This window comes from Wohlfahrtiimonas sp. XWW7 (assembly GCF_056716055.1).
The window spans coordinates 188,204-207,526 of sequence record NZ_CP168032.1; the positions used below are offsets into that span (position 1 = coordinate 188,204).

Sequence of the window (19,323 nt, forward strand, 5' to 3'; positions counted from 1 at the left end):
TTTATGCCTAATCGCAATGTTATCCTGATACTGATTTTCTCTTTAGTGCTCGCTGGTTGCGGTAGTAAATCACCGCATAAAGCTTCTAAAAATGGTGCGATCCCAAAAGAAGAGCCTGTGAGCAAATATGGTAATCCTAAAAGCTATAAAGTGATGGGACAAACCTATAAAGTTAAAGAAACATCTAAAGGATACAGCGAAGTAGGCATGGCATCTTGGTACGGAAAAGATTTTCATGGTAAACGCACATCTAGCGGCACGCCATATAATATGTACAGCTATTCTGCTGCACATAAAACTTTACCAATTCCAACGTATGTCAAAGTAACCAATCTGGAGAATGGTAAATCAGTCAATTTACGAGTCGATGACCGCGGACCATTCTCTAAAGGCAGAATCATAGATCTTTCCTATCAAGCGGCAAAAGATTTAGGCGTCATTGCAAAAGGCACTGCTAAGGTTAAAGTAGAAGCTTTAAAACCTTATCAACATCTCAATAGCGACAAAGCAGCTTATGGTCATACTTATACGCCTGAGCTATCTTTTTCTGACTCTCGTGGGGATAAAATCGAAGTAACGAATGAAGCCCCCTACATTCCACCACCAATACATCAAAATAATGGCTCATACACTGTTCAGCTCAATGCTTACAGTAGCGAATATAATGCAGCCAATTATCAAGATCAAATTCGACAAACATATCAATTACCAGCAGAAGTTCATTACGATGGTCAATTTTACCGAGTGATCGTTCATCGTTATAATACTCAACATGATGCAGAAGCAGCTGCTTTTTCTTTGAAGAATCAGGGGCTATCTGCTAAAACATTTAATCTTCAACCATAAAGCATAGAGTAGGTTCATGAAAAAAATTCTTTTAGTGTGTCTTTCCGTCCTTTCAACAACAGGGTCGGGTTTTGCACAACAATTACCACCTATCCCGATCAATGTTCCTGTAAAAGCATGGGTAATCATGGATTACGATACAGGTGAAGTACTGGCCGATTATAATGGTAATCAACGCCTAGAGCCCGCTAGTGTCACTAAAGTAATGACGAGCTACTTAGTGGCTGAAGCTATTGAAAAAGGTGTGATCCAAGAAGATGCTCAAGTAACAATTTCACCCTATGCACAATCTCAAGAAGGTTCGCGCATGTTTGCTGAAGCAGGCTCAAAAATCACTGTGCATGATCTTGTTTTAGGCTTAGTGATTCAATCAGGGAATGATTCATCCATTGCACTCGCGGAATATCTGTATGGTAGCGAACCAACATTTGCGATGGAGATGAATAAAAAAGCACTAGAACTTGGCATGAAAGATACTCATTTCATGAATGCATCGGGTTTACCACATGCAAATCACTACAGCAGTGCGTACGATTTAGCTGTACTTTCTCGCCACTTAATTCATGATTTTCCAAGCCATTATAAGATTTACTCACAGAAATCTTTTACATGGAATAACATTACACAAAAAAACCGTAACACTTTATTATGGACAGATCCAAGCGTAGATGGCATTAAAACTGGCCACACCAATTCGGCAGGTTATAATTTAGCATCTAGCGCAGTTCGTAATGGTTTTCGGGTCATTGTTGTTGTTTTAGGCACCAATAATGAAAAAGAGAGAGCTCAACTATCCACAGAGTTACTTAACTATGCATTTCTTAACTTTGAACACAAGAAATTATATGATCAAGATCAAGTAATCTTAGAATCGCCAGTTCATGAAGGCACTTCTGATTACGTGAAATTAATATCAGATAAAAACGTTTATGTGACTTATCCGCGTGGGCAATATGCGAATTTAACATCAACGATTGAAGTTCAAAAACCATTATTAGCACCGATTGAAAAAGGCGCTCCGATTGGTAAATATATTGTTAAAAATGGTAATAAAACCGTTTTAACAACTCAGTTATATGCAGGTAATACCATCGAAGAAGCTAGCTTTGTCAAGCGCTATTGGGATAAGTTTAAATACAAATTCCAATACAAATTTCAAAAGGTTAAAACTCAGTTATTTTAGTATTAAATCCAATCAGCTGTAGTAAAAGAGTAGCATTCGAGTATAATATCGAACTTTAATATTTTTTACTTTACACTGACAATCATCCCGGAGAGATTGAAATGATCGACAAGATTAAGGCATTTTTGCAATCACATAACATTGTAGCATCTGAGATTATCCATAATCCTAGCTATGATGCACTATATGAAGCAGAAATGGATCCATCATTAACTGGTTTTGAAAAAGCAACCTTAACAAACTTAGGTGCGTTGGCAGTGGATACTGGTGAATTTACTGGCCGTTCTCCGAAAGATAAGTTTATTGTTAAAGATGCAACAACTGAAAATACTGTTTGGTGGAATGGCACTGGCGGTGTAAAGAATGACAATGATCCTTTGTCACAAGAATCATGGTCTGCTTTGAAAGACGTTGTAACAAACCAATTAACAAACAAAAAGCTATACATTGTTGATGCTTTTTGTGGCGCAAACAAAGATACACGCTTAAGCGTACGCTTCATCACTGAAGTTGCATGGCAAGCTCACTTTGTAACAAATATGTTTATTCGTCCAAACGCGGAAGAATTAGCAACTTTTGAACCAAACTTCACAGTAATGAATGGTGCAAAATGCACAGATCCAAACTGGAAAGAACATGGCTTACATTCTGAAAACTTTGTTGCATTCAACTTAACTGAAAATATTCAGTTAATTGGTGGTACTTGGTACGGCGGCGAAATGAAGAAAGGTTTATTCTCTGTAATGAATTACTTATTGCCATTGAAAGGTATTGCATCTATGCACTGTTCTGCCAATGTTGGCAAAGAAGGCGACGTTGCAGTATTCTTTGGTCTTTCTGGTACAGGTAAAACAACATTATCAACGGATCCAAACCGCGAACTCATCGGTGATGATGAACATGGTTGGGACGATGATGGCGTATTTAACTTTGAAGGTGGCTGTTACGCTAAAACTATCAATTTATCTGGTGCTGCTGAACCTGAAATCTATGGCGCGATCCGTCGTGATGCATTGTTAGAGAACGTTGTTGTATTAGAAGATGGTACGATTGATTTTAATGATGGTTCAAAAACTGAGAATACTCGTGTTTCTTACCCAATCAATCATATTGAGAACATTGTTGAACCAATTTCTAAAGCTGGTGCAGCTAAGAAAGTCATCTTCTTAACAGCTGATGCTTTTGGTGTATTCCCACCTGTTTCAAAATTGACTCCTGAACAAACTCAATACTATTTCTTGTCTGGCTTTACTTCAAAAGTTGCAGGTACAGAGCGCGGCATCACAGAGCCAACACCAACATTCTCCGCATGTTTTGGTGCAGCATTCTTATTACTTCACCCAACTCAATACTCAGATGTATTAGTGAAAAGAATGCAAGAATCAGGCGCAGAAGCATACTTGGTAAATACTGGTTGGAATGGTACTGGCAAGCGTATTTCTTTGAAAGATACACGCACAATCATCAACTCTATTTTGAGCGGTGAAATCGACCAATTACCAACAGCAACATTGCCAATCTTCAATTTAGAAATGCCTACAGAATTGCCAAATGTAGAGACTAATTTATTAGATCCTCGCAATACTTATTCGGCTGAATCTGAATGGGAAGGTAAAGCACAAGATCTAGCAGGTCGCTTTATCACAAACTTCTCACGCTATACAGATACAGATTTAGGTGCATCTTTGGTTGCAGCAGGTCCTCAAAAAGACTAATGCAAACCAAATAATCTAATGAACTAAAAATCCCGCAAGTATTTGCGGGATTTTTTATGTCCTGATTTTTTAATGATTATCGTTTAAATCTTAACACTTTAAACTGTGAGTTTTCACTCATTAAATCCATTTGTAGAGAAGTACGTTTTGCTAAAGATTCAATCTTTAAGAAACGATTCATCACAAACCAAGCCTCTCCTTTTTTATTTAACAAACGTTCTATTGCTGCTAAAAATCGAATGGTTAAGTTTTCTGAGGTATCAAATCCTTGATGAAATGGCGGATTACTCACAATTAAATCAAATTGCTTAGAAGTCAAAGTATCTGCGCAATCATCCAATACAATAGAACCTTTCATATTATTCTGAGAAAAATTTAACTCACACAATGTTGTTGCTGTCACATTATTATCTGTCGCGATGAATGAGCTGGATGGAAAACTTTGGGCTAACACTAAAGAAATTAAACCATTACCACAACCGATATCCAAAATATTATCAAATGATCGACCTGCACAATGCTCACGCACAACATCACACAAAAATAAGCTGCCTTGATCTATCTTTTCAGCACCATAAATACCAGCTTTACTAGATAAGTCTAAATTAAGTTCATTAGGAATCTTTTTAATAATCTGATAGCCTCGATCCTCAATGGAATCGATTTTTGGATTAATCAAAGAAAACTCTGCAATTCTTAAACCTTTACCTAATAACTCTTGCTCAACCAACTCACCAAATGCTTTTTCCACTTTTTTGAAAGTAGTTTTAATACCTTCATCATTGAATCCCACACAAATCAATCTACCTTTCGGTTTGAGAACTCGCATAGATTCCAAAATCAAATGATTCAACAATGCTTTAGCTTTAGGTACTCTTAAATATACAACATCAAAACTTGCATTCTCGTATTGTGCACAATCATAATCAGACAAATTCACAGAACCATATTGTTTTAAATACTCAGCAATATCAAAGCGATTAGTAATTGCTTCTGTAGATGAGATCAAAATAGGATTCTCAGAAACATCATAATTTTCATCCACAAACCACAGTGAGTTTAAACCTGAATATTTGTGTGCATAATTGGATAAAGCGCTGAATGCATCATTCATGATAAAAACTCCTCAATTTCAGCCTCTGTTAGTTCACGATAATCACCTTCAGCTAGATCACCTAAATTGATATTACCAATTCGATCACGGTGCAACTCCACCACTTCATTGCCCACAGCTTTCAACATGCGTTTAACTTGATGGAACTTCCCTTCACTGATTTCTAAATAAATCTGTTGAGGTGAAATCACTTCTACTTTTGCAGGTAAAGCTTTACCTTCATGCAATTCAGCACCATCTTCTAGCTGCTGAATGGATAATGGCGTGATTTCTTCAGCCAAAGTCACCAAATAACGCTTAAAGCAATTTTGATTAGGATGCGCGACACGATGTGACCATTGTCCATCATTTGTGACCAAAACTAATCCTGTCGTATCTACATCCAATCGCCCCGCACAATGTAGATCCACAAAAGAATACTCTTCCAATAAATCATAAATGGGCGTGCCACCATCATGCGTATGACTTGAAACAAAGCCCTTAGGCTTATTCAACATAAAGTAGAAAAACTCTTGGTAAACAAGCTCATCATCACAATAAAAAACTCGATCCTGAGACAGATCGAGTTGATGCTTTGCCTGCTTGACCATTTCTCCGTTCACTACCACTTTTTTACTCTTTAGGATGCTTCTCGCATCTTGCCTAGAAACACCTAAAGTTTTTTGAAGAAATTGATCTAAACGCATTTATTGAACGTATGCAATTAATTCTACTTCACATAGAACATCTTTCGGTAAACGTGCAACTTCAAAACATGAGCGTGCAGGTAAGCTTTCACCCAAATAATGTGCATAAATTTCGTTAAATGCTACGAAATCTTCCATATCTTTCAAATAACATGTTGCCTTTAACACTGTATCAAATGATGCACCTGCTTCATCCAATACTGCTTTCAAGTTTTCAAAAACACGTTGTGCTTGAGTTTTAACATCATTACCAACCACAGCACCAGTTTCTGGATCCAATGGAATCTGACCTGATGTGAATAATAAATCTTTAAAAATTTGCGCTTGAGAATAAGGCCCTACAGCCTTTGGTGCACGTGGTGAATTAACTACTTTCTTCATCCTTCATCTCCAAATGTTAATTAATCTGTCGTTACGCGTAATAGTTCGTCAACACTTGTGACGCCCGCAACAACTGCTTTAATCGCAGACTTACGAATACTATCAACGCCTTCTAGCTCTGCTTGGTCTGCAATATCAACAGCACTCGCTTTATCTAAGATCATGCGTTCCATCGTATCAGAAATTGGCATCACTTCATAAATACCAACTCGACCTTTATAACCTTTATTACACATATCACAACCCACAGGCCCAAAAATTTCACCCGTTAATTGCGCCGTTGTAAAGCCTAATCCTTCTAAAGTTCTAGGATCAATACGCACAGGCTCTTTACAGTAACTGCACAATCTTCTCGCCAATCGTTGAGCGATAATCAAATGTACAGTAGATGCAATATTAAATGTTTCCACACCCATATTGATCAAACGTGTCAATGTCTCTGGCGCGGAGTTTGTATGCAAGGTAGATAAAACCAAGTGACCAGTTTGTGCAGCTTTGATCGCAATATCAGCTGTTTCTAAGTCACGAATCTCACCCACCATGATAATATCTGGATCTTGACGTAAGAATGATTTCAACGCTGAAGCAAAATCTAACCCTACTTTAGGATTAACAGGTACCTGATTAATCCCTTCCAAGTTAATTTCAACTGGATCTTCCGCGGTTGAAATATTTGTTGTTGGCTTATTCAAAATCCCTAAACATGTGTACAGCGTAACCGTTTTACCCGAACCCGTTGGGCCTGTTACCAAAATCATGCCTTGTGGTTTTGCAATCGCATCAAAAATATTTTTCTTTTGGATATCTGTAAAACCTAAAATTTCAATATTCAGATTCGCAGCAGAGCTATCCAAAATACGCATTACAACTTTTTCACCCCAAAGGGTTGGACAGACACTGATACGGAAATCGATGATCTTGCCTTTTAAGGAAACTTTAATACGACCATCTTGTGGTACACGTTTTTCTGTAATATCCAATTGAGACATAACTTTGATACGCGCTGCAATTTGCTCTCTGAATGCATCAGGTGGCGAATAGACTTCTTGCAACACGCCATCAATTCTAAAACGAATACGATAACTATGCTCATAAGGTTCAAAGTGAAGATCCGAAACACCTCTTGTAATCGCATCAGCCAATACACCATTAATGAATCGCACAATCGGTGAGTTATCAGCCTCACTGAGTAGATCAAAAGTTACTGCCGCATCAGAATCTTTATCATCAGGCTTCTGCTTTTCCATTTGACTGAAAAGGTTCTGTAGCTTTTCACGATTCACTCCGCCTTGTGCCTGAAATTGCGCCACTAATTGAGAAGGCGCAATCAATATCGGTTCAATAATCGCTCGTGATTTAAAACGCAGTGTTTCTAAAATTCTATGGTCCGATGGATCAGCAACAGCAACAAATAGTACGCCATTATTTAAGCGCAATGGAAAAACAAGATTCTTTTCCATCTCTTCTGTTGTCAAAAATTCTGGTGGTTTAGTGCTTTGATCAAAGGCACGTAAATCAAATCTTGGAATATTCGAGATCTCTTGCGCAACTTTATAAATCTCATTGGCAGAAATATTCATCACTAATAGCGCTTTGACTAAAGAGTATTTTTCTGCCTGCATTAAGGTATCTGCTCGGTCTAAATGCTCTCTTGTAATAATTGACTTAGCCATCAAAGCTCTTACAAGATTGTTTTGTAATAATCGTGTTAATGTAAGGCTCTGTGATTGAGTGCTTGGGTTTGCATCTGTTTGTGTTGGATTTATTGCCACGCCAAATTCTCTCTTGTTTGAAATGAATGCTTGATACTCTTTTGATTATAGCTGATTATTTCTACTAGAGAAATAGGCTTAGACTCCCTTTCTTCTCCGTGTATAATGAATCTCATTTTTGGATGATTGATTATTAATGCTTGAGCTAACTTTTCCCGACAATAATGAGCGCCTTGCTAATTTATGCGGTAACCTAAATTCACATTTACAATTGATTGAAAAGCATTTTGCGGTTGAAATTGCCAATCGTGGACCGAAATTCAAAATTACAGGTGAAGCATCTGCTGAATCTGAAGCTAAAACAATCTTAGAACATTTATATGATTCAACTGCTGAAGAAGTTTTGGATGAAGATATTGTTCGCTTAGCTTTGCACAGCACGCAATTTGATCGAGATGATTTTATTGAAGAGAGCAGAGAAAATCGCCAAGAAGTTGTGCTCAAAAACAAACGAGGATTGATTCGTGGCCGTAGCACCAACCAAAAACATTATTTATCGGAAATCGCACACAACGCAATTAACTTCGGTATCGGACCTGCTGGCACAGGGAAAACATTTCTAGCCGTTGCTTCTGCGGTGGATGCTTTAGAACGTCAAAATATTCGTAGAATCATCTTAGTTCGCCCTGCTGTTGAAGCAGGTGAAAAACTAGGATTCCTGCCAGGTGATTTAACCCAGAAAGTAGATCCATACTTGCGCCCTTTATATGATGCTTTGTATGAAATGTTAGGCTTTGAAACCGTGTTAAAGCTCATTGAACGTAATGTTATTGAAATTGCACCATTAGCATTCATGCGTGGCCGCACACTCAATGATGCTTTCATCATCCTAGATGAAGCACAAAACACAACTGTAGAACAGATGAAAATGTTTTTAACACGTTTAGGCTTTAACTCTACAGCAGTGATTACAGGCGATGTTTCGCAAATAGACTTACCTAAACATGTTACATCTGGCTTGAAAAATGCCATGACAGTTTTGAATAATGTCGATGGCATTACTATGACATTCTTTGATTCCAAAGATGTTGTGCGCCATCCTTTGGTTGCAAAAATTATCAATGCTTATCAAGCTGCTGAGGATGCAAAAAATGACTAACCTCATTTTAGACGTGCAAAATGCAACTGAATATCCCAATATCCCAACACAAGAGCAATTAGAACATTGGGTGAATAATGCATTATCCTTCATCGATATTGAAGAAGATGATGTTGAATTAACCATTCGTTTTGCAGACTCAGAAGAAATTCAAGCACTCAATAATGATTATCGCAGCAAAGATAAGCCAACCAATGTTTTATCATTTCCTGCAAATTATGAAATTCCTGATTCTTATGTTTATTTCATGGGTGATTTAATTATTTGCCTAACAGTCGTTGAATCTGAATCTATCGAGCAAGGTAAAACTTTTGATAATCATTTAGCTCACATGACAACGCATGGCGTTTTACATTTATTGGGTTATGATCATATTATTGAGGAAGAAGCTGAAGAGATGGAAAGCTTAGAGATCGAAATTCTAGAAAAACTCTCGATTGCTAATCCTTATGAAATTGATTAAACATTAAATCTAACTCAAAAAAATAGCTCATCAACAGATGAGCTATTTTTTTTATATACTGTATTTAATTAAAATTGCTGATTACTACGCAATGCTTCAATTCTTACTTCTAATGGCGGATGGCTACTGAATAAACTTGTAAATTTACCCGAAATACCAAATGCAGCCAAATTACCAGGCAAATCTTCATTAGCATGTTGATTTTGCAAAGCTTGCAATGCTCCAATCATTTTAGATTTACCCGCTAAACGCGCACCACCTTCATCTGCTCTAAACTCTCTTTGACGACTAAACCAAGCAACAATCATAGATGCCAAGAAGCCAAATACAATTTGTAAGATGAATGACACAATAAAGAATGTGCCACTATTTTCTACTGGCGCATCACTGTCATCATCATTATTGCCTTGCAATGCATTTGTAATAATCCCCGCAACAATACGTGACAAGAAAATAACAAACGTGTTCACGACACCTTGAATTAATGTCAATGTCACCATATCGCCATTCGCAATATGTGCAATTTCATGCCCAAGCACAGCTTCCACTTCATCTTGGTTCATGTTGTGCAATAAACCTGTGCTCACGGCAACCAATGATGCATTTTTATTTGCACCCGTTGCAAAAGCATTAGGATCAGCGGAATCAAAAATACCCACATCAGGCATACCAATACCAGCTGCTTCCGCTTGTTTTCTCACTGTTTCAACCAACCAAGCTTCCATTTGATTTTCAGGTTGTTGGATTACATGAACACCCATTCCATGAATCGCCATTTTTTTTGACATCAACAATGAAATGATTGAGCCTGTAAAGCCAACAACAGCCGCTGCTAGTAACATTGGCAATAAACCTTGGCCACCATTCAGAGCGCCACCTAAACCAGTGACAGATAAAATAATTGTGATAACCGCAATCACCGCAATATTCGTCACAGCCCACAACATCATACGTTTAAACATATAAATAATTCCCTCAATAATTTACAGATCAATAATGGTGTTATTCTATATGGTTTCAAGTATTTATTGGATCTTTTTGCATTAATAAATAACGCTCTCTCAGCCCTAAAATTAATGGTATCCAAATCAACACAGCCCAGAAACTACCATAAAATGCGACATGTAAATTGATAGGCATCATTGCCAAAAAGGCAACCGCCAACCAAATTGAAAATTGCTTTGCTGTTAACAGCATCACCAATACGGTACAAACAGCTAGCAAATAGCCAATAAAACCTATCGTTCCCGTTTGAGATAATACTTCAAGCCCATGAAAATGAGGAAAAAAGGCTTCATCATGCTGTCTTTTTAACTCTTTTGGCTGAGAAGAAAATTCTTTATGAAAAGTTCCCGTTCCTGCACCGACAACTGGGTTTTCACGATACTGCTTCCAAGCAAATTCCCAAAGCACTAATCGCGCAGAAGAAAGCTTATCAAACCATTCATAGCTGCCAATTTCAACTTTTTCCGTTTCTTGATAAGGGTTGATATAACGATTTTTTACCATCGGTATTTGAGAAATTCCAACCCCCATTACCACAAGCATAACTAAAGATGCCAAAACTATTTTTAATGATATTTTTTTCTGAAAAATCATCCATAAAACAAGCAAACCAATACTCACTAAAAGAGTAATTACACCAGCTCTTGCACCTGCAACAAATATAGCCAATACTGAACACATTGAAATGATAGACCAAAAATATCTGCTACATTTCTTCTCTCTAAACGAAATCATCGTTTGATAAAAAATGATAGGAGTCAATGTCGCTAAAACATAACCTAAATGATAGAACTGAAACAACCCCATAATACGATTTCGATCTCTACTTTCTCCCATAAGATGATAGCCCGTCAACCATTCAATGGTTGCATCTACAGTAATTAATACAATAAAAGCTAAAACCCCATAACGTATTTTATTTAAAGTAGCAATGCTAAATAAAATTACCAAACTACCTATAAAAAAGAATCGAGAAAAATTTAAAACTGTTTTCCAACTATCTTTTGGCAAAATACTAAAACAAGCTGAAATGACTATCGGAATCACCAGCAATGCGAAAATATATATAAAAGAACTATCTTTAAAATATTGCCATACACTCTGTCTATGACGTACAAAAAAATAAATCCCCCACAATGTGGTTGTAATAACAATACCGTTATAAACACCCATTTTTGCTATATATAACCAAAAAAATGCGACAAAGAGAAATAACGCAATATTTTGCTGCGTCATTTTTCCTTTTAGGTAATTCATCATGTTTGTAATCCTAATTTTAATAATTTTTCCGCAATGCGACTTGATTCATTTAATCGTTCAAAGTGAGCTACATTACTGTTCACCTTGTTGGTAGAAATCAAATGATCTAAATTCTGCATCATTTTACCTTTTAACTTTGCTACATCAATTGTTTTTACTATGCATCCTGCACTCAATGCTTCATATATCATAGAGATAGATTCTGAGGTTACCCAAGCTTCCGCACTTTTTAATAATTGCTCGGGTAGCCATGAAGCATCAACAGCTTTAAAATCAATCAATTCAATTTTATCCATAATTTTTTTGGGTAAATTCTGAATAAAATCATCAGGCGTTCTTCGCGATGTCGATAAGATAATTGTTGTATCGAGATCAACACATTGAAGTTTATAAAATAGCTGCTCATAAATATCTTCATTTTGCCACTCACATGCAGAACTTGGACCGCCAATTAGAATTAAAATTTGTGCTTCTTTATCTGACGACATTAATGATAATGCATTCATAGCACCTTCTGTCACCAATACATTACCTTGCTCAGATAAACCATCATGCTTTGGCACAATACAATAATCAAACCAAGATTTAGGCAATGATGGTTTCATAATCACAATAGATTTAGAGGCATATTTCCACTTGTAATACAGCAAACTAAAATGTGTTTTATGGCCAGCACCGATAACAATACTATTAGATTCTATACTCTTGACACATTGTCCAAAACTTCTGAACCATTGCCATAATGAGAATTTTGGTAGAACTTGAATATCATAATCATTCGGTTTGAATTGCTGCAATGCTTTTGCCAAACCTTCACTCTGCCTAAAGTGACCAATTTTTCCATCTGTTATACAATAAATTATTTTTTTCATAGTCCAGAAACACAAAAACCCTAGAAGAGTATTCTAGGGTTTTTAAAAAATAATTGTTTAAAATTATTTAGCTTTATAAGTAAGCTTCTCTTTAATACGAGCCGCTTTACCTTCAAGATTACGCAAGTAGTAAATTTTCGCTTTGCGAACATCACCACGACGTTTAACATCTAATGAAGCGATTAATGGGCTGAATGTTTGGAACGTACGTTCAACACCAACACCGTGAGAAATCTTACGAACTGTGAACGCTGAACCCATACCGCGATTACGCTTAGCGATAACTACGCCTTCGAATGCTTGCACACGCTCACGGTTCCCTTCTTTAACTTTAACGTTGACAACAACCGTATCTCCTGTTGAAAACTCAGGAAGTTGACGGCTCATCATCTCTTGCTCTAATTGCTGTACGATATTCATAATTGATAAACCTATTGCTCAAAACCAATTAATTGGTAACCATAAAAAGGAAAGTATTGTATACCATTTAAAATTAAATTGCATATTTTTTGTATCATTTTAGATAAAAATATCTATTGGCCCCGCACCTTCTCGGATAATTTCAGGCACGCCAGATGTTAAATCAATGACAGTTGTGGGCAAATGACTACAATCTCCAGCATCGATTATAGCATCTACACGTTTTTCTAACAGATCTTCTATCTGATAAATTTCACGCAAATCATCCGATTGATAATTAGGCAACGTCACTGTTGTTGATAACAAAGGTTCTCCCAATGCTTCCAATAAATCTCGAGTAATCTGATGATTTGGCACACGTAAACCAATTGTTTTACGTTTTGGTGTTAATAATTTTTTAGGAATATCTTTCGATCCCTTCAAAATAAAAGTATATGAACCTGGCAACACAGCCTTTAATAGGCGATATTGACTATTATCAACCATAGCATAAGTTGCTAATTCAGATAAATCTCGACAAACCAATGAAAAAAAATGATCATCATCCACTTCACGAATCCGACGAATACGCTCCATACCTTGCTGATTCCCAATCATACAACAAAAGGCATAGCTAGAATCTGTGGGATAAACCAAAATTCCATCTTTACGCAAAATTTCTACTGCCTGATTAATCGACCTTGTTTGTGGATTATCAGGATGCATATACAAAATCATAATGACCTCGAATGATTATTTTCGTTGATATCTATGATGATTTAATTGAAGCCATTGCAAAGCAATAATTGTTGATGCAGTTTGAATTTCGCCATGTTCAATCATTGTCATTGCTTGCTCTCTTGATACCACAAAAGCTTCAATATCTTCATGTTCGTCAGCCAAACCAAAGTAACCACCAGCATGAGATAAATCTGTCAGCGCTAAAAATAAATATAATTTCTCATTACTGCCACCCACTGAAGGGAAAAAATCACAAATAGGCGTCAAATTACTGATATTCAAGCCAGCTTCTTCCATAGCCTCACGCTCAGCAACATTAACAAAAGCTTCATCAGTTTTGTCCACCAATCCTGCAATGAGTTCAACAATCCATGGCGACTCCATTTTACCTGCAGATGCAATGCGTAATTGACGTGTTAATAACACAGAATCATGAACAGGATCGTAAGGCAGAACAGCAACTGCATCCAATCTAACAAATACTTCACGACGAACATCTTCGATCATTTCACCGTTAAAGGTTGGATGATCAAAAATCAATTCATCTATCTTAAAAAAACCATCATATTTACGAGTTAAGCTTTTAATTTTAATTTTCTGAGCATCAGGCAATGTCATTTTACACTCCGTACTGATCGCGGTATTTTTTCATTTTTTCCAATGTTACAACATTATCACTAGATGCTTCTAAATAGCTGATTAAATCATTCATTGAAATCAAAGAACATACAGTTAATCCATAATTCTGACGCATTTCTTGAACTGCTGATAACTCTGATTGACCACGCTCTTGACGATCCAACATTAATACAACGCACGTTGGTTTTGCGCCAGACTTTTCGATCAACTCGATAGATTCACGAATTGCAGTACCTGCTGTCATTACATCATCAATCAACAAAACATCACCTTGTAATGCTGAGCCAACAATCATCCCACCTTCACCGTGATCTTTTGCTTCTTTACGATTAAAACTCCAAGGATAGTTTTGATGATACTTATTATATAGTGCAGAAACTGTTGCTGAAACTAAAGGAATACCTTTATAAGCAGGTCCAAACATCATATCAAATGATAATTGGTGATCATTAATCATTTCAGCATAAAATTCACCTAACTTTGCCAATGCTTCACCTGTGTTAAAAGCACCTGCATTAAAAAAGTACGGGCTAATGCGACCAGATTTCAAAGTGAACTCGCCAAATTTTAATGCTTCGTATTGAATGGCTAACTCAATAAATGCCTTTTGATGATCCTTCATGATGTTTCCTAAACTAAATATATAAACAATGTACGAAAAAAAAGCCATGTTACCATGGCTGATTATACTTTTTAAAAATTAACGACCCCAAGCTCTCACTTGTCCGCTATCAATGTGTATGAAGTTAGAGCGACTATAGTAACCAACACCGCCAGCTTTCAATGATAGTGCAGCTCGTCTAATATCAGATGTTGATTTACCAGGCATTCTCATATCAACTGCACGGCCCAACATGTGGAAGCTATTTTTAGCTACACCGCGAGTAGTACGGCTCAACATAGCATTTGTCTGAGGTGAACGATATCCGCTCAATGCATGTGTTGGTTTATGATAATCCAATTGTAAACGCAACGCATACAACTGATCTAAAACATGCGGATCATATAATTTTGCTGTTTTTGTTCTGCGATCACGCAATGCCCAAGAAATTTCATCTAAAGATTCACGAATATAACCTTCACCAGGAATCCAATAAATGATACGGCTTGTTTCACCCAAAGCAGGTGTATAAATTCTTAATTCACGTTCTTTAGTGACCGCTTCTTTAGCCAACGCTGGCTGCATTGCAAAAAGTCCCATTAAAGACGTTGTTGCAACCGCCCCTGTCGCTAGCTTTAATAAATTTCTACGATTTTCACACACAAGCTCATTATGTGCAGAAATATATTGCTCATACAATAAGGTATCATCAACCGATTCAATGATACTCGGTTGCTTATTTTCGAGAGTATCCATACTACCTCTTTCTTTTAATTTTAAACGCTACACCTTTGATTCACAAAAAACATTGCGAATCCGCAAGATAAATTCTTCTAAAAATTCAATAGATGAGAATAATTCTAACGACATATAATACTACATGCAAGATAAATATCAAAAAGTCTGATTAGACGCAAGATAATGGATCTATGTTAGAATCAGTACACTTATATTTTCACCTTATGTTTGGAACATTGAACAATCATGGATGATCAACAAATTCAACAACTTAAAATCCCACCTCATTCTATAGAAGCAGAGCAAGCACTATTAGGTGCCCTACTCTACGATATTGAAGGCTGGCAAAGAATTGATGGAAAACTTAATCCCATCGATTTTTATCGTGGTGATCATCGTCTAATTTTTACGACCATTCAAGAATTAGCAGAAAGCGGAAAACCCATCGACATTCTTACTGTTGCGGATCATTTAGAGCAACAAAGTAAATTAGAAGATGCTGGCGGCCGCCCATATTTAGCAATGCTTGCATCAGAAACAACAGGTGCAACCAATATTACAGCTTATGCCGACATCATTCGTGAGCGATCCATCGTTCGCCAACTCATTGGCGCTGGTTCCAAAATTGTCGATAACGGTTTCAATCCAGAAGGCAGAACTTGTGCCGAATTATTAGAAGAGGCTGAAAAAAGCGTTTTTGCCATCGCAGAACAAGGCACAAAAGCAGGTGAAGGCTTATTAGATATTAATACAGTATTACAAGCATCCCTCCAGCGCTTAGAAGAGCTTGGTAAAATTGAAGATGGCATCACAGGTGCACCAACAGGATTATCCGAATTTGATAATATGACTTCTGGCTTGCAAAATGGTGACATGATAGTTGTTGCAGGTCGTCCATCAATGGGTAAAACCACTTTTGCGATGAATATTGTCGAAGCCGTTGCGCTATCTACTAAAAAACCTATCGCTGTATTCAGCTTGGAAATGCCAGCAGAACAGTTAGTCATGCGTATGTTCTCTTCATTAGGACGAATTGAACAAACTAATTTGCGTAAAGGTAAATTGGATGCTCATGAAATGCAACGCTTAGTGAGCGCAACCAAGCAATTGAATCAGACTAAAATATTCATTGATGATGCAGGTGGATTAAGCCCCTCTGAAATGCGTGCTCGCGCCCGCCGATTAAAGCGCGATCATAAAGATCTCGGACTCATCATGGTGGATTACCTACAATTAATGAAAGTTCCTGGCCTTGGCGATCAGCGTGTCGCTGAGGTTTCGGAGATTTCTCGCTCATTAAAATTAATGGCGCGTGAATTAGAAGTTCCTGTTATTGTATTATCACAGTTAAACCGTAGTTTGGAGCAACGCCCAAATAAACGACCAATCATGAGTGACTTACGTGAATCAGGCGCAATCGAGCAAGATGCCGATTTGATCTGTTTTGTTTATCGTGATGAAGTATACAACCCTGAAAGTCCTGAAAAAGGCATCGCAGAAATTATTATTGGTAAGCAGCGTAATGGACCAATCGGCACAGTCAAAGTTGCATTCCAAGGTAAGTTCTCAAGATTTACAGATCTCACAACTATTGATTACGGAAATACAAACTATAACGATGAATAGAGGTATTCAATGCAACAGAGCTATAAAATATATTTTGATGGAGAAATAGCCAGCAATTTCAATCCCGAAGAAGTCAAAAAACGCGCACAAGCCGTTTTTAGACTGAGCGATGATAAAACAACCATTTTATTTAATGGCACACAGCATGTATTGAAAGAACATCTCACAGAGCAGGAATGCGTTCATTTTTTAGGACAGCTCTTGGATATTGGTTTAATCGCCAAATCCGATCCTGCGCTCTATGAAAATGCTCATAATGAAACTAGCCAGCTGAACACCCAAGAAGAAATGGCATCATCTGAATCTAAAGATTCGAGTAATAGTGAATCCACAGAGCAAACTAAAAAACAATCCAAAATATTGCCAGTCACACTACTCTTATCAATAGTTGCAGGTGGCACCCTATATGCTTGGCAATCAGGCTATATAGAAGTTCCTTTTTTAAAGGACAACAATACAGTTGAGCAGCCTATCGCTATAACTCCACCAAAACCAAATCACACAGAAACTATCAATCAAGACATCGAAAAATCTACATCTAATCAAGCGCCCACAGATATTCCCAAAGAAAATATCACCAATACTGAGGCACCTTTGCCATCTCCATTAATTGAGGAATGTACTCATTCTGAAGTCACGCGATTATTAGATAAAGTACTCGCTCAAGGTTTACCTCAATTGGTTCAACGCTCATCACCGAATGTCAATCTCACTATACAAACTTATGACAATAACCAAGAGCTATATTTTGATGAATCAAGAAATAAACGCCTTTGTGGTGTATTAGCTCAATATTCAGTGGAAGCTCCCGATATTCCAAGCAATTTAGACGAGCCTTCGGTGGTTTATGAAATCATCTATGAAATTCAAAAAGAGGAAGACAATTCTATTCGTCTCAATACCTTTAGACAAAAGATCATTTCTTCTAATTTACAAACTCCTAGCAATGCTAATTAGTACAAAGATTGCACAAAATTAATAAATTATTTCATGTAAATACGGATAATTTAAAAATATGATAGGATTATCAAACCGACAATTAATCGCAATTTTTAAGGTGTAAACATGACACAAAACATTATTGTCCTTAAAGAAGGAGCAGCTAAAGAAAAGCGTGTTGCGCTTGATCCTTTAGTCGCAAAAAAATTTAAAGATCTTGGATTTTCAGTAACTTTAACGCCGAATGCAGGCAAAGAAGCTTACTTCCCAGATTCTAGCTATCAAGATATTACAGTAGAAGCACCTAAATTCAGTGAGAATGACATTGTTCTTTGCGTGCAATCACCAAGCATTGAAACAATCAAATCCTTAAAACCTGGCACAATTTTGGTAGGTTTATTGAATCCATATCAAAGCCCTGAAGTTGTGAATGCTTTAAAAGCACAAAAGATCACATCTTTAGCAATGGAGTTGATTCCTAGAATCACACGCGCACAAAGTATGGATGCTTTATCCTCACAAGCAACAATCGTTGGTTATGAAGGCGTATTGATGGCAGCATCATTATCTCCTCGCTTATTCCCAATGTTAACAACAGCAGCAGGCACAATTCGCCCAGCTAAAGTTGTAGTGATTGGTGCAGGCGTTGCAGGCTTACAAGCGATCGGTACAGCTCGCCGCTTAGGTGCACAAGTAGAAGCTTATGACATTCGCCCTGATGCTAAAGAGCAAGTTGAATCTTTGGGCGCAAAACTCATTGATACAGGCGTTAATGCCGCAGGCGAAGGTGGTTACGCTCGTGAATTAACCGCTGAAGAAGTCGCAATGCAAGCTGAAGCCTTGAAAAAACATTTAAGTAAAGCACATGCGGTGATCAGCACTGCTGCGATTCCTGGTCGCAAAGCACCAACGATCATCACCAAAGATATGGTGGATGGCATGTTAGAAGGTGCAGTAATCATTGATCTAGCAGCTGAAACTGGCGGTAACTGCGAATTAACAAAAGCAGATAGCATTGTTCATTACAATCACATAACAATTTCTGGCCCTGTTAATGTTGCATCACGCGCTCCTTTACATGCCTCAGAAATGTATGCGAAAAACTTATTAAATTTACTCTCACCATTCATGGCGGAAGGACAATTAACTTTAGATTATGACGATGAAGTTATTGCACAATGTCTTTTAACAAAAGACGGTGAAATTGTGCATGAACGCGTTCGTCAAACTTTGGAGAAATAACT

The 19,323-nt window shown here is 37.3% G+C and carries 20 protein-coding genes; 8 read left to right on the forward strand and 12 right to left on the reverse strand.

Annotation, left to right across the window (positions count from 1 at the left end; all coding sequences use genetic code 11):
- Positions 1 to 3: 3 nt before the first annotated feature.
- The 3 genes from ACA100_RS00930 to pckA all read left to right on the forward strand — a co-directional run bounded on the left by ACA100_RS00930 (position 4) and on the right by pckA (position 3,744).
- Entirely contained in the window at positions 4 to 846 is an 843-nt protein-coding gene (locus ACA100_RS00930) for a septal ring lytic transglycosylase RlpA family protein (protein ID WP_481078151.1), read from the forward strand.
- Positions 847 to 862: 16 nt separating this feature from the next.
- Positions 863 to 2,029, forward strand: coding sequence for a D-alanyl-D-alanine carboxypeptidase family protein (locus ACA100_RS00935; RefSeq protein WP_481078152.1), 1,167 nt, complete (start codon positions 863 to 865; stop codon positions 2,027 to 2,029).
- Positions 2,030 to 2,130: 101 nt separating this feature from the next.
- Positions 2,131 to 3,744, forward strand: a complete 1,614-nt coding sequence (pckA, locus tag ACA100_RS00940) for a phosphoenolpyruvate carboxykinase (ATP) (protein WP_481078153.1) — start codon at positions 2,131 to 2,133, stop codon at positions 3,742 to 3,744.
- Between the two features lie 76 nt (positions 3,745 to 3,820).
- On the opposite strand, the gene ACA100_RS00945 is transcribed toward pckA, so the two are convergent.
- The 4 genes from ACA100_RS00945 to pilB are packed head-to-tail and all read right to left on the reverse strand — an operon-like array spanning position 3,821 to position 7,691.
- A complete protein-coding gene (locus ACA100_RS00945) occupies positions 3,821 to 4,858 on the reverse strand; it encodes a class I SAM-dependent methyltransferase (protein ID WP_481078154.1) in 1,038 nt (345 codons plus the stop codon).
- The gene (locus ACA100_RS00950; protein ID WP_481078155.1) at positions 4,855 to 5,544 is read right to left on the reverse strand and encodes a pseudouridine synthase; all 690 of its coding nucleotides are present in this window, start codon (positions 5,542 to 5,544) and stop codon (positions 4,855 to 4,857) included. The genes ACA100_RS00945 and ACA100_RS00950 overlap by 4 nt, the downstream gene beginning before the upstream one ends.
- Positions 5,545 to 5,925, reverse strand: coding sequence for a RidA family protein (locus ACA100_RS00955; protein ID WP_481078156.1), 381 nt, complete (start codon positions 5,923 to 5,925; stop codon positions 5,545 to 5,547).
- A gap of 20 nt (positions 5,926 to 5,945) precedes the next feature.
- Complete coding sequence (gene pilB / locus ACA100_RS00960) at positions 5,946 to 7,691, reverse strand: type IV-A pilus assembly ATPase PilB (RefSeq protein ID WP_481079085.1); 1,746 nt, start codon at positions 7,689 to 7,691, stop codon at positions 5,946 to 5,948.
- Between the two features lie 142 nt (positions 7,692 to 7,833).
- Between pilB and ACA100_RS00965 the strand changes: the two genes are divergently transcribed.
- Together ACA100_RS00965 and ybeY are read left to right on the forward strand one after the other, a co-directional pair.
- A complete protein-coding gene (locus ACA100_RS00965; RefSeq protein WP_481078157.1) occupies positions 7,834 to 8,796 on the forward strand; it encodes a PhoH family protein in 963 nt (320 codons plus the stop codon).
- On the forward strand, positions 8,789 to 9,259 hold the full coding sequence (ybeY, locus tag ACA100_RS00970; protein WP_481078158.1) for an rRNA maturation RNase YbeY: 471 nt from the start codon (positions 8,789 to 8,791) through the stop codon (positions 9,257 to 9,259). The genes ACA100_RS00965 and ybeY overlap by 8 nt, the downstream gene beginning before the upstream one ends.
- Positions 9,260 to 9,327: 68 nt before the next feature.
- Here ybeY and htpX read toward each other — a convergent pair whose 3' ends face one another.
- From htpX to ACA100_RS01010, 8 genes are all read right to left on the reverse strand, one after another.
- Positions 9,328 to 10,221 carry a protease HtpX gene (gene htpX / locus ACA100_RS00975; protein WP_481078159.1) on the reverse strand — a complete coding sequence of 298 codons (894 nt, stop codon included), beginning with the start codon at positions 10,219 to 10,221 and terminating at the stop codon, positions 9,328 to 9,330.
- A 55-nt stretch (positions 10,222 to 10,276) separates the two neighbouring features.
- Positions 10,277 to 11,524 carry an O-antigen ligase family protein gene (locus tag ACA100_RS00980; protein WP_481078160.1) on the reverse strand — a complete coding sequence of 416 codons (1,248 nt, stop codon included), beginning with the start codon at positions 11,522 to 11,524 and terminating at the stop codon, positions 10,277 to 10,279.
- Positions 11,521 to 12,396 carry an ELM1/GtrOC1 family putative glycosyltransferase gene (locus tag ACA100_RS00985; protein WP_481078161.1) on the reverse strand — a complete coding sequence of 292 codons (876 nt, stop codon included), beginning with the start codon at positions 12,394 to 12,396 and terminating at the stop codon, positions 11,521 to 11,523. The genes ACA100_RS00980 and ACA100_RS00985 overlap by 4 nt, the downstream gene beginning before the upstream one ends.
- A gap of 63 nt (positions 12,397 to 12,459) precedes the next feature.
- Positions 12,460 to 12,816, reverse strand: coding sequence for a 50S ribosomal protein L19 (gene rplS / locus ACA100_RS00990; protein ID WP_481078162.1), 357 nt, complete (start codon positions 12,814 to 12,816; stop codon positions 12,460 to 12,462).
- A 99-nt stretch (positions 12,817 to 12,915) separates the two neighbouring features.
- A complete protein-coding gene (locus ACA100_RS00995) occupies positions 12,916 to 13,533 on the reverse strand; it encodes an L-threonylcarbamoyladenylate synthase (RefSeq protein WP_481078163.1) in 618 nt (205 codons plus the stop codon).
- A gap of 15 nt (positions 13,534 to 13,548) precedes the next feature.
- Positions 13,549 to 14,154 (reverse strand): NUDIX domain-containing protein, encoded by a 606-nt coding sequence (locus tag ACA100_RS01000; RefSeq protein ID WP_481078164.1) that lies wholly within the window; start codon positions 14,152 to 14,154, stop codon positions 13,549 to 13,551.
- A 1-nt stretch (position 14,155) separates the two neighbouring features.
- Entirely contained in the window at positions 14,156 to 14,797 is a 642-nt protein-coding gene (gene pyrE, locus ACA100_RS01005; protein ID WP_481078165.1) for an orotate phosphoribosyltransferase, read from the reverse strand.
- A gap of 78 nt (positions 14,798 to 14,875) precedes the next feature.
- Positions 14,876 to 15,532: a peptidoglycan L,D-endopeptidase MepK gene (locus tag ACA100_RS01010; RefSeq protein WP_481078166.1), complete on the reverse strand. Its 657-nt coding sequence runs from the start codon at positions 15,530 to 15,532 to the stop codon at positions 14,876 to 14,878.
- 228 nt (positions 15,533 to 15,760) lie between these two features.
- Here ACA100_RS01010 and dnaB point away from each other — a divergent pair, with 228 nt between their 5' ends.
- From dnaB to ACA100_RS01025, 3 genes are all read left to right on the forward strand, one after another.
- Complete coding sequence (dnaB, locus tag ACA100_RS01015) at positions 15,761 to 17,140, forward strand: replicative DNA helicase (RefSeq protein WP_481078167.1); 1,380 nt, start codon at positions 15,761 to 15,763, stop codon at positions 17,138 to 17,140.
- A gap of 9 nt (positions 17,141 to 17,149) precedes the next feature.
- The gene (locus ACA100_RS01020; protein ID WP_481078168.1) at positions 17,150 to 18,097 is read left to right on the forward strand and encodes a hypothetical protein; all 948 of its coding nucleotides are present in this window, start codon (positions 17,150 to 17,152) and stop codon (positions 18,095 to 18,097) included.
- A gap of 108 nt (positions 18,098 to 18,205) precedes the next feature.
- Positions 18,206 to 19,321, forward strand: a complete 1,116-nt coding sequence (locus ACA100_RS01025; protein ID WP_481078169.1) for an NAD(P) transhydrogenase subunit alpha — start codon at positions 18,206 to 18,208, stop codon at positions 19,319 to 19,321.
- Positions 19,322 to 19,323: the final 2 nt, after the last annotated feature.

Bases quoted from the DNA above. Each gene is read 5' to 3' on its own strand.
- ACA100_RS00930 (WP_481078151.1), top strand. From the start codon at position 4: ATGCCTAATCGCAATGTTATCCTGATACTGATTTTCTCTTTAGTGCTC.
- ACA100_RS00935 (WP_481078152.1), top strand. From the start codon at position 863: ATGAAAAAAATTCTTTTAGTGTGTCTTTCCGTCCTTTCAACAACAGGG.
- pckA (WP_481078153.1), top strand. From the start codon at position 2,131: ATGATCGACAAGATTAAGGCATTTTTGCAATCACATAACATTGTAGCA.
- ACA100_RS00945 (WP_481078154.1), bottom strand. From the start codon at position 4,858: ATGAATGATGCATTCAGCGCTTTATCCAATTATGCACACAAATATTCA.
- ACA100_RS00950 (WP_481078155.1), bottom strand. From the start codon at position 5,544: ATGCGTTTAGATCAATTTCTTCAAAAAACTTTAGGTGTTTCTAGGCAA.
- ACA100_RS00955 (WP_481078156.1), bottom strand. From the start codon at position 5,925: ATGAAGAAAGTAGTTAATTCACCACGTGCACCAAAGGCTGTAGGGCCT.
- ACA100_RS00965 (WP_481078157.1), top strand. From the start codon at position 7,834: ATGCTTGAGCTAACTTTTCCCGACAATAATGAGCGCCTTGCTAATTTA.
- ybeY (WP_481078158.1), top strand. From the start codon at position 8,789: ATGACTAACCTCATTTTAGACGTGCAAAATGCAACTGAATATCCCAAT.
- htpX (WP_481078159.1), bottom strand. From the start codon at position 10,221: ATGTTTAAACGTATGATGTTGTGGGCTGTGACGAATATTGCGGTGATT.
- ACA100_RS00980 (WP_481078160.1), bottom strand. From the start codon at position 11,524: ATGATGAATTACCTAAAAGGAAAAATGACGCAGCAAAATATTGCGTTA.
- ACA100_RS00985 (WP_481078161.1), bottom strand. From the start codon at position 12,396: ATGAAAAAAATAATTTATTGTATAACAGATGGAAAAATTGGTCACTTT.
- rplS (WP_481078162.1), bottom strand. From the start codon at position 12,816: ATGAATATCGTACAGCAATTAGAGCAAGAGATGATGAGCCGTCAACTT.
- ACA100_RS00995 (WP_481078163.1), bottom strand. From the start codon at position 13,533: ATGATTTTGTATATGCATCCTGATAATCCACAAACAAGGTCGATTAAT.
- ACA100_RS01000 (WP_481078164.1), bottom strand. From the start codon at position 14,154: ATGACATTGCCTGATGCTCAGAAAATTAAAATTAAAAGCTTAACTCGT.
- pyrE (WP_481078165.1), bottom strand. From the start codon at position 14,797: ATGAAGGATCATCAAAAGGCATTTATTGAGTTAGCCATTCAATACGAA.
- ACA100_RS01010 (WP_481078166.1), bottom strand. From the start codon at position 15,532: ATGGATACTCTCGAAAATAAGCAACCGAGTATCATTGAATCGGTTGAT.
- dnaB (WP_481078167.1), top strand. From the start codon at position 15,761: ATGGATGATCAACAAATTCAACAACTTAAAATCCCACCTCATTCTATA.
- ACA100_RS01020 (WP_481078168.1), top strand. From the start codon at position 17,150: ATGCAACAGAGCTATAAAATATATTTTGATGGAGAAATAGCCAGCAAT.
- ACA100_RS01025 (WP_481078169.1), top strand. From the start codon at position 18,206: ATGACACAAAACATTATTGTCCTTAAAGAAGGAGCAGCTAAAGAAAAG.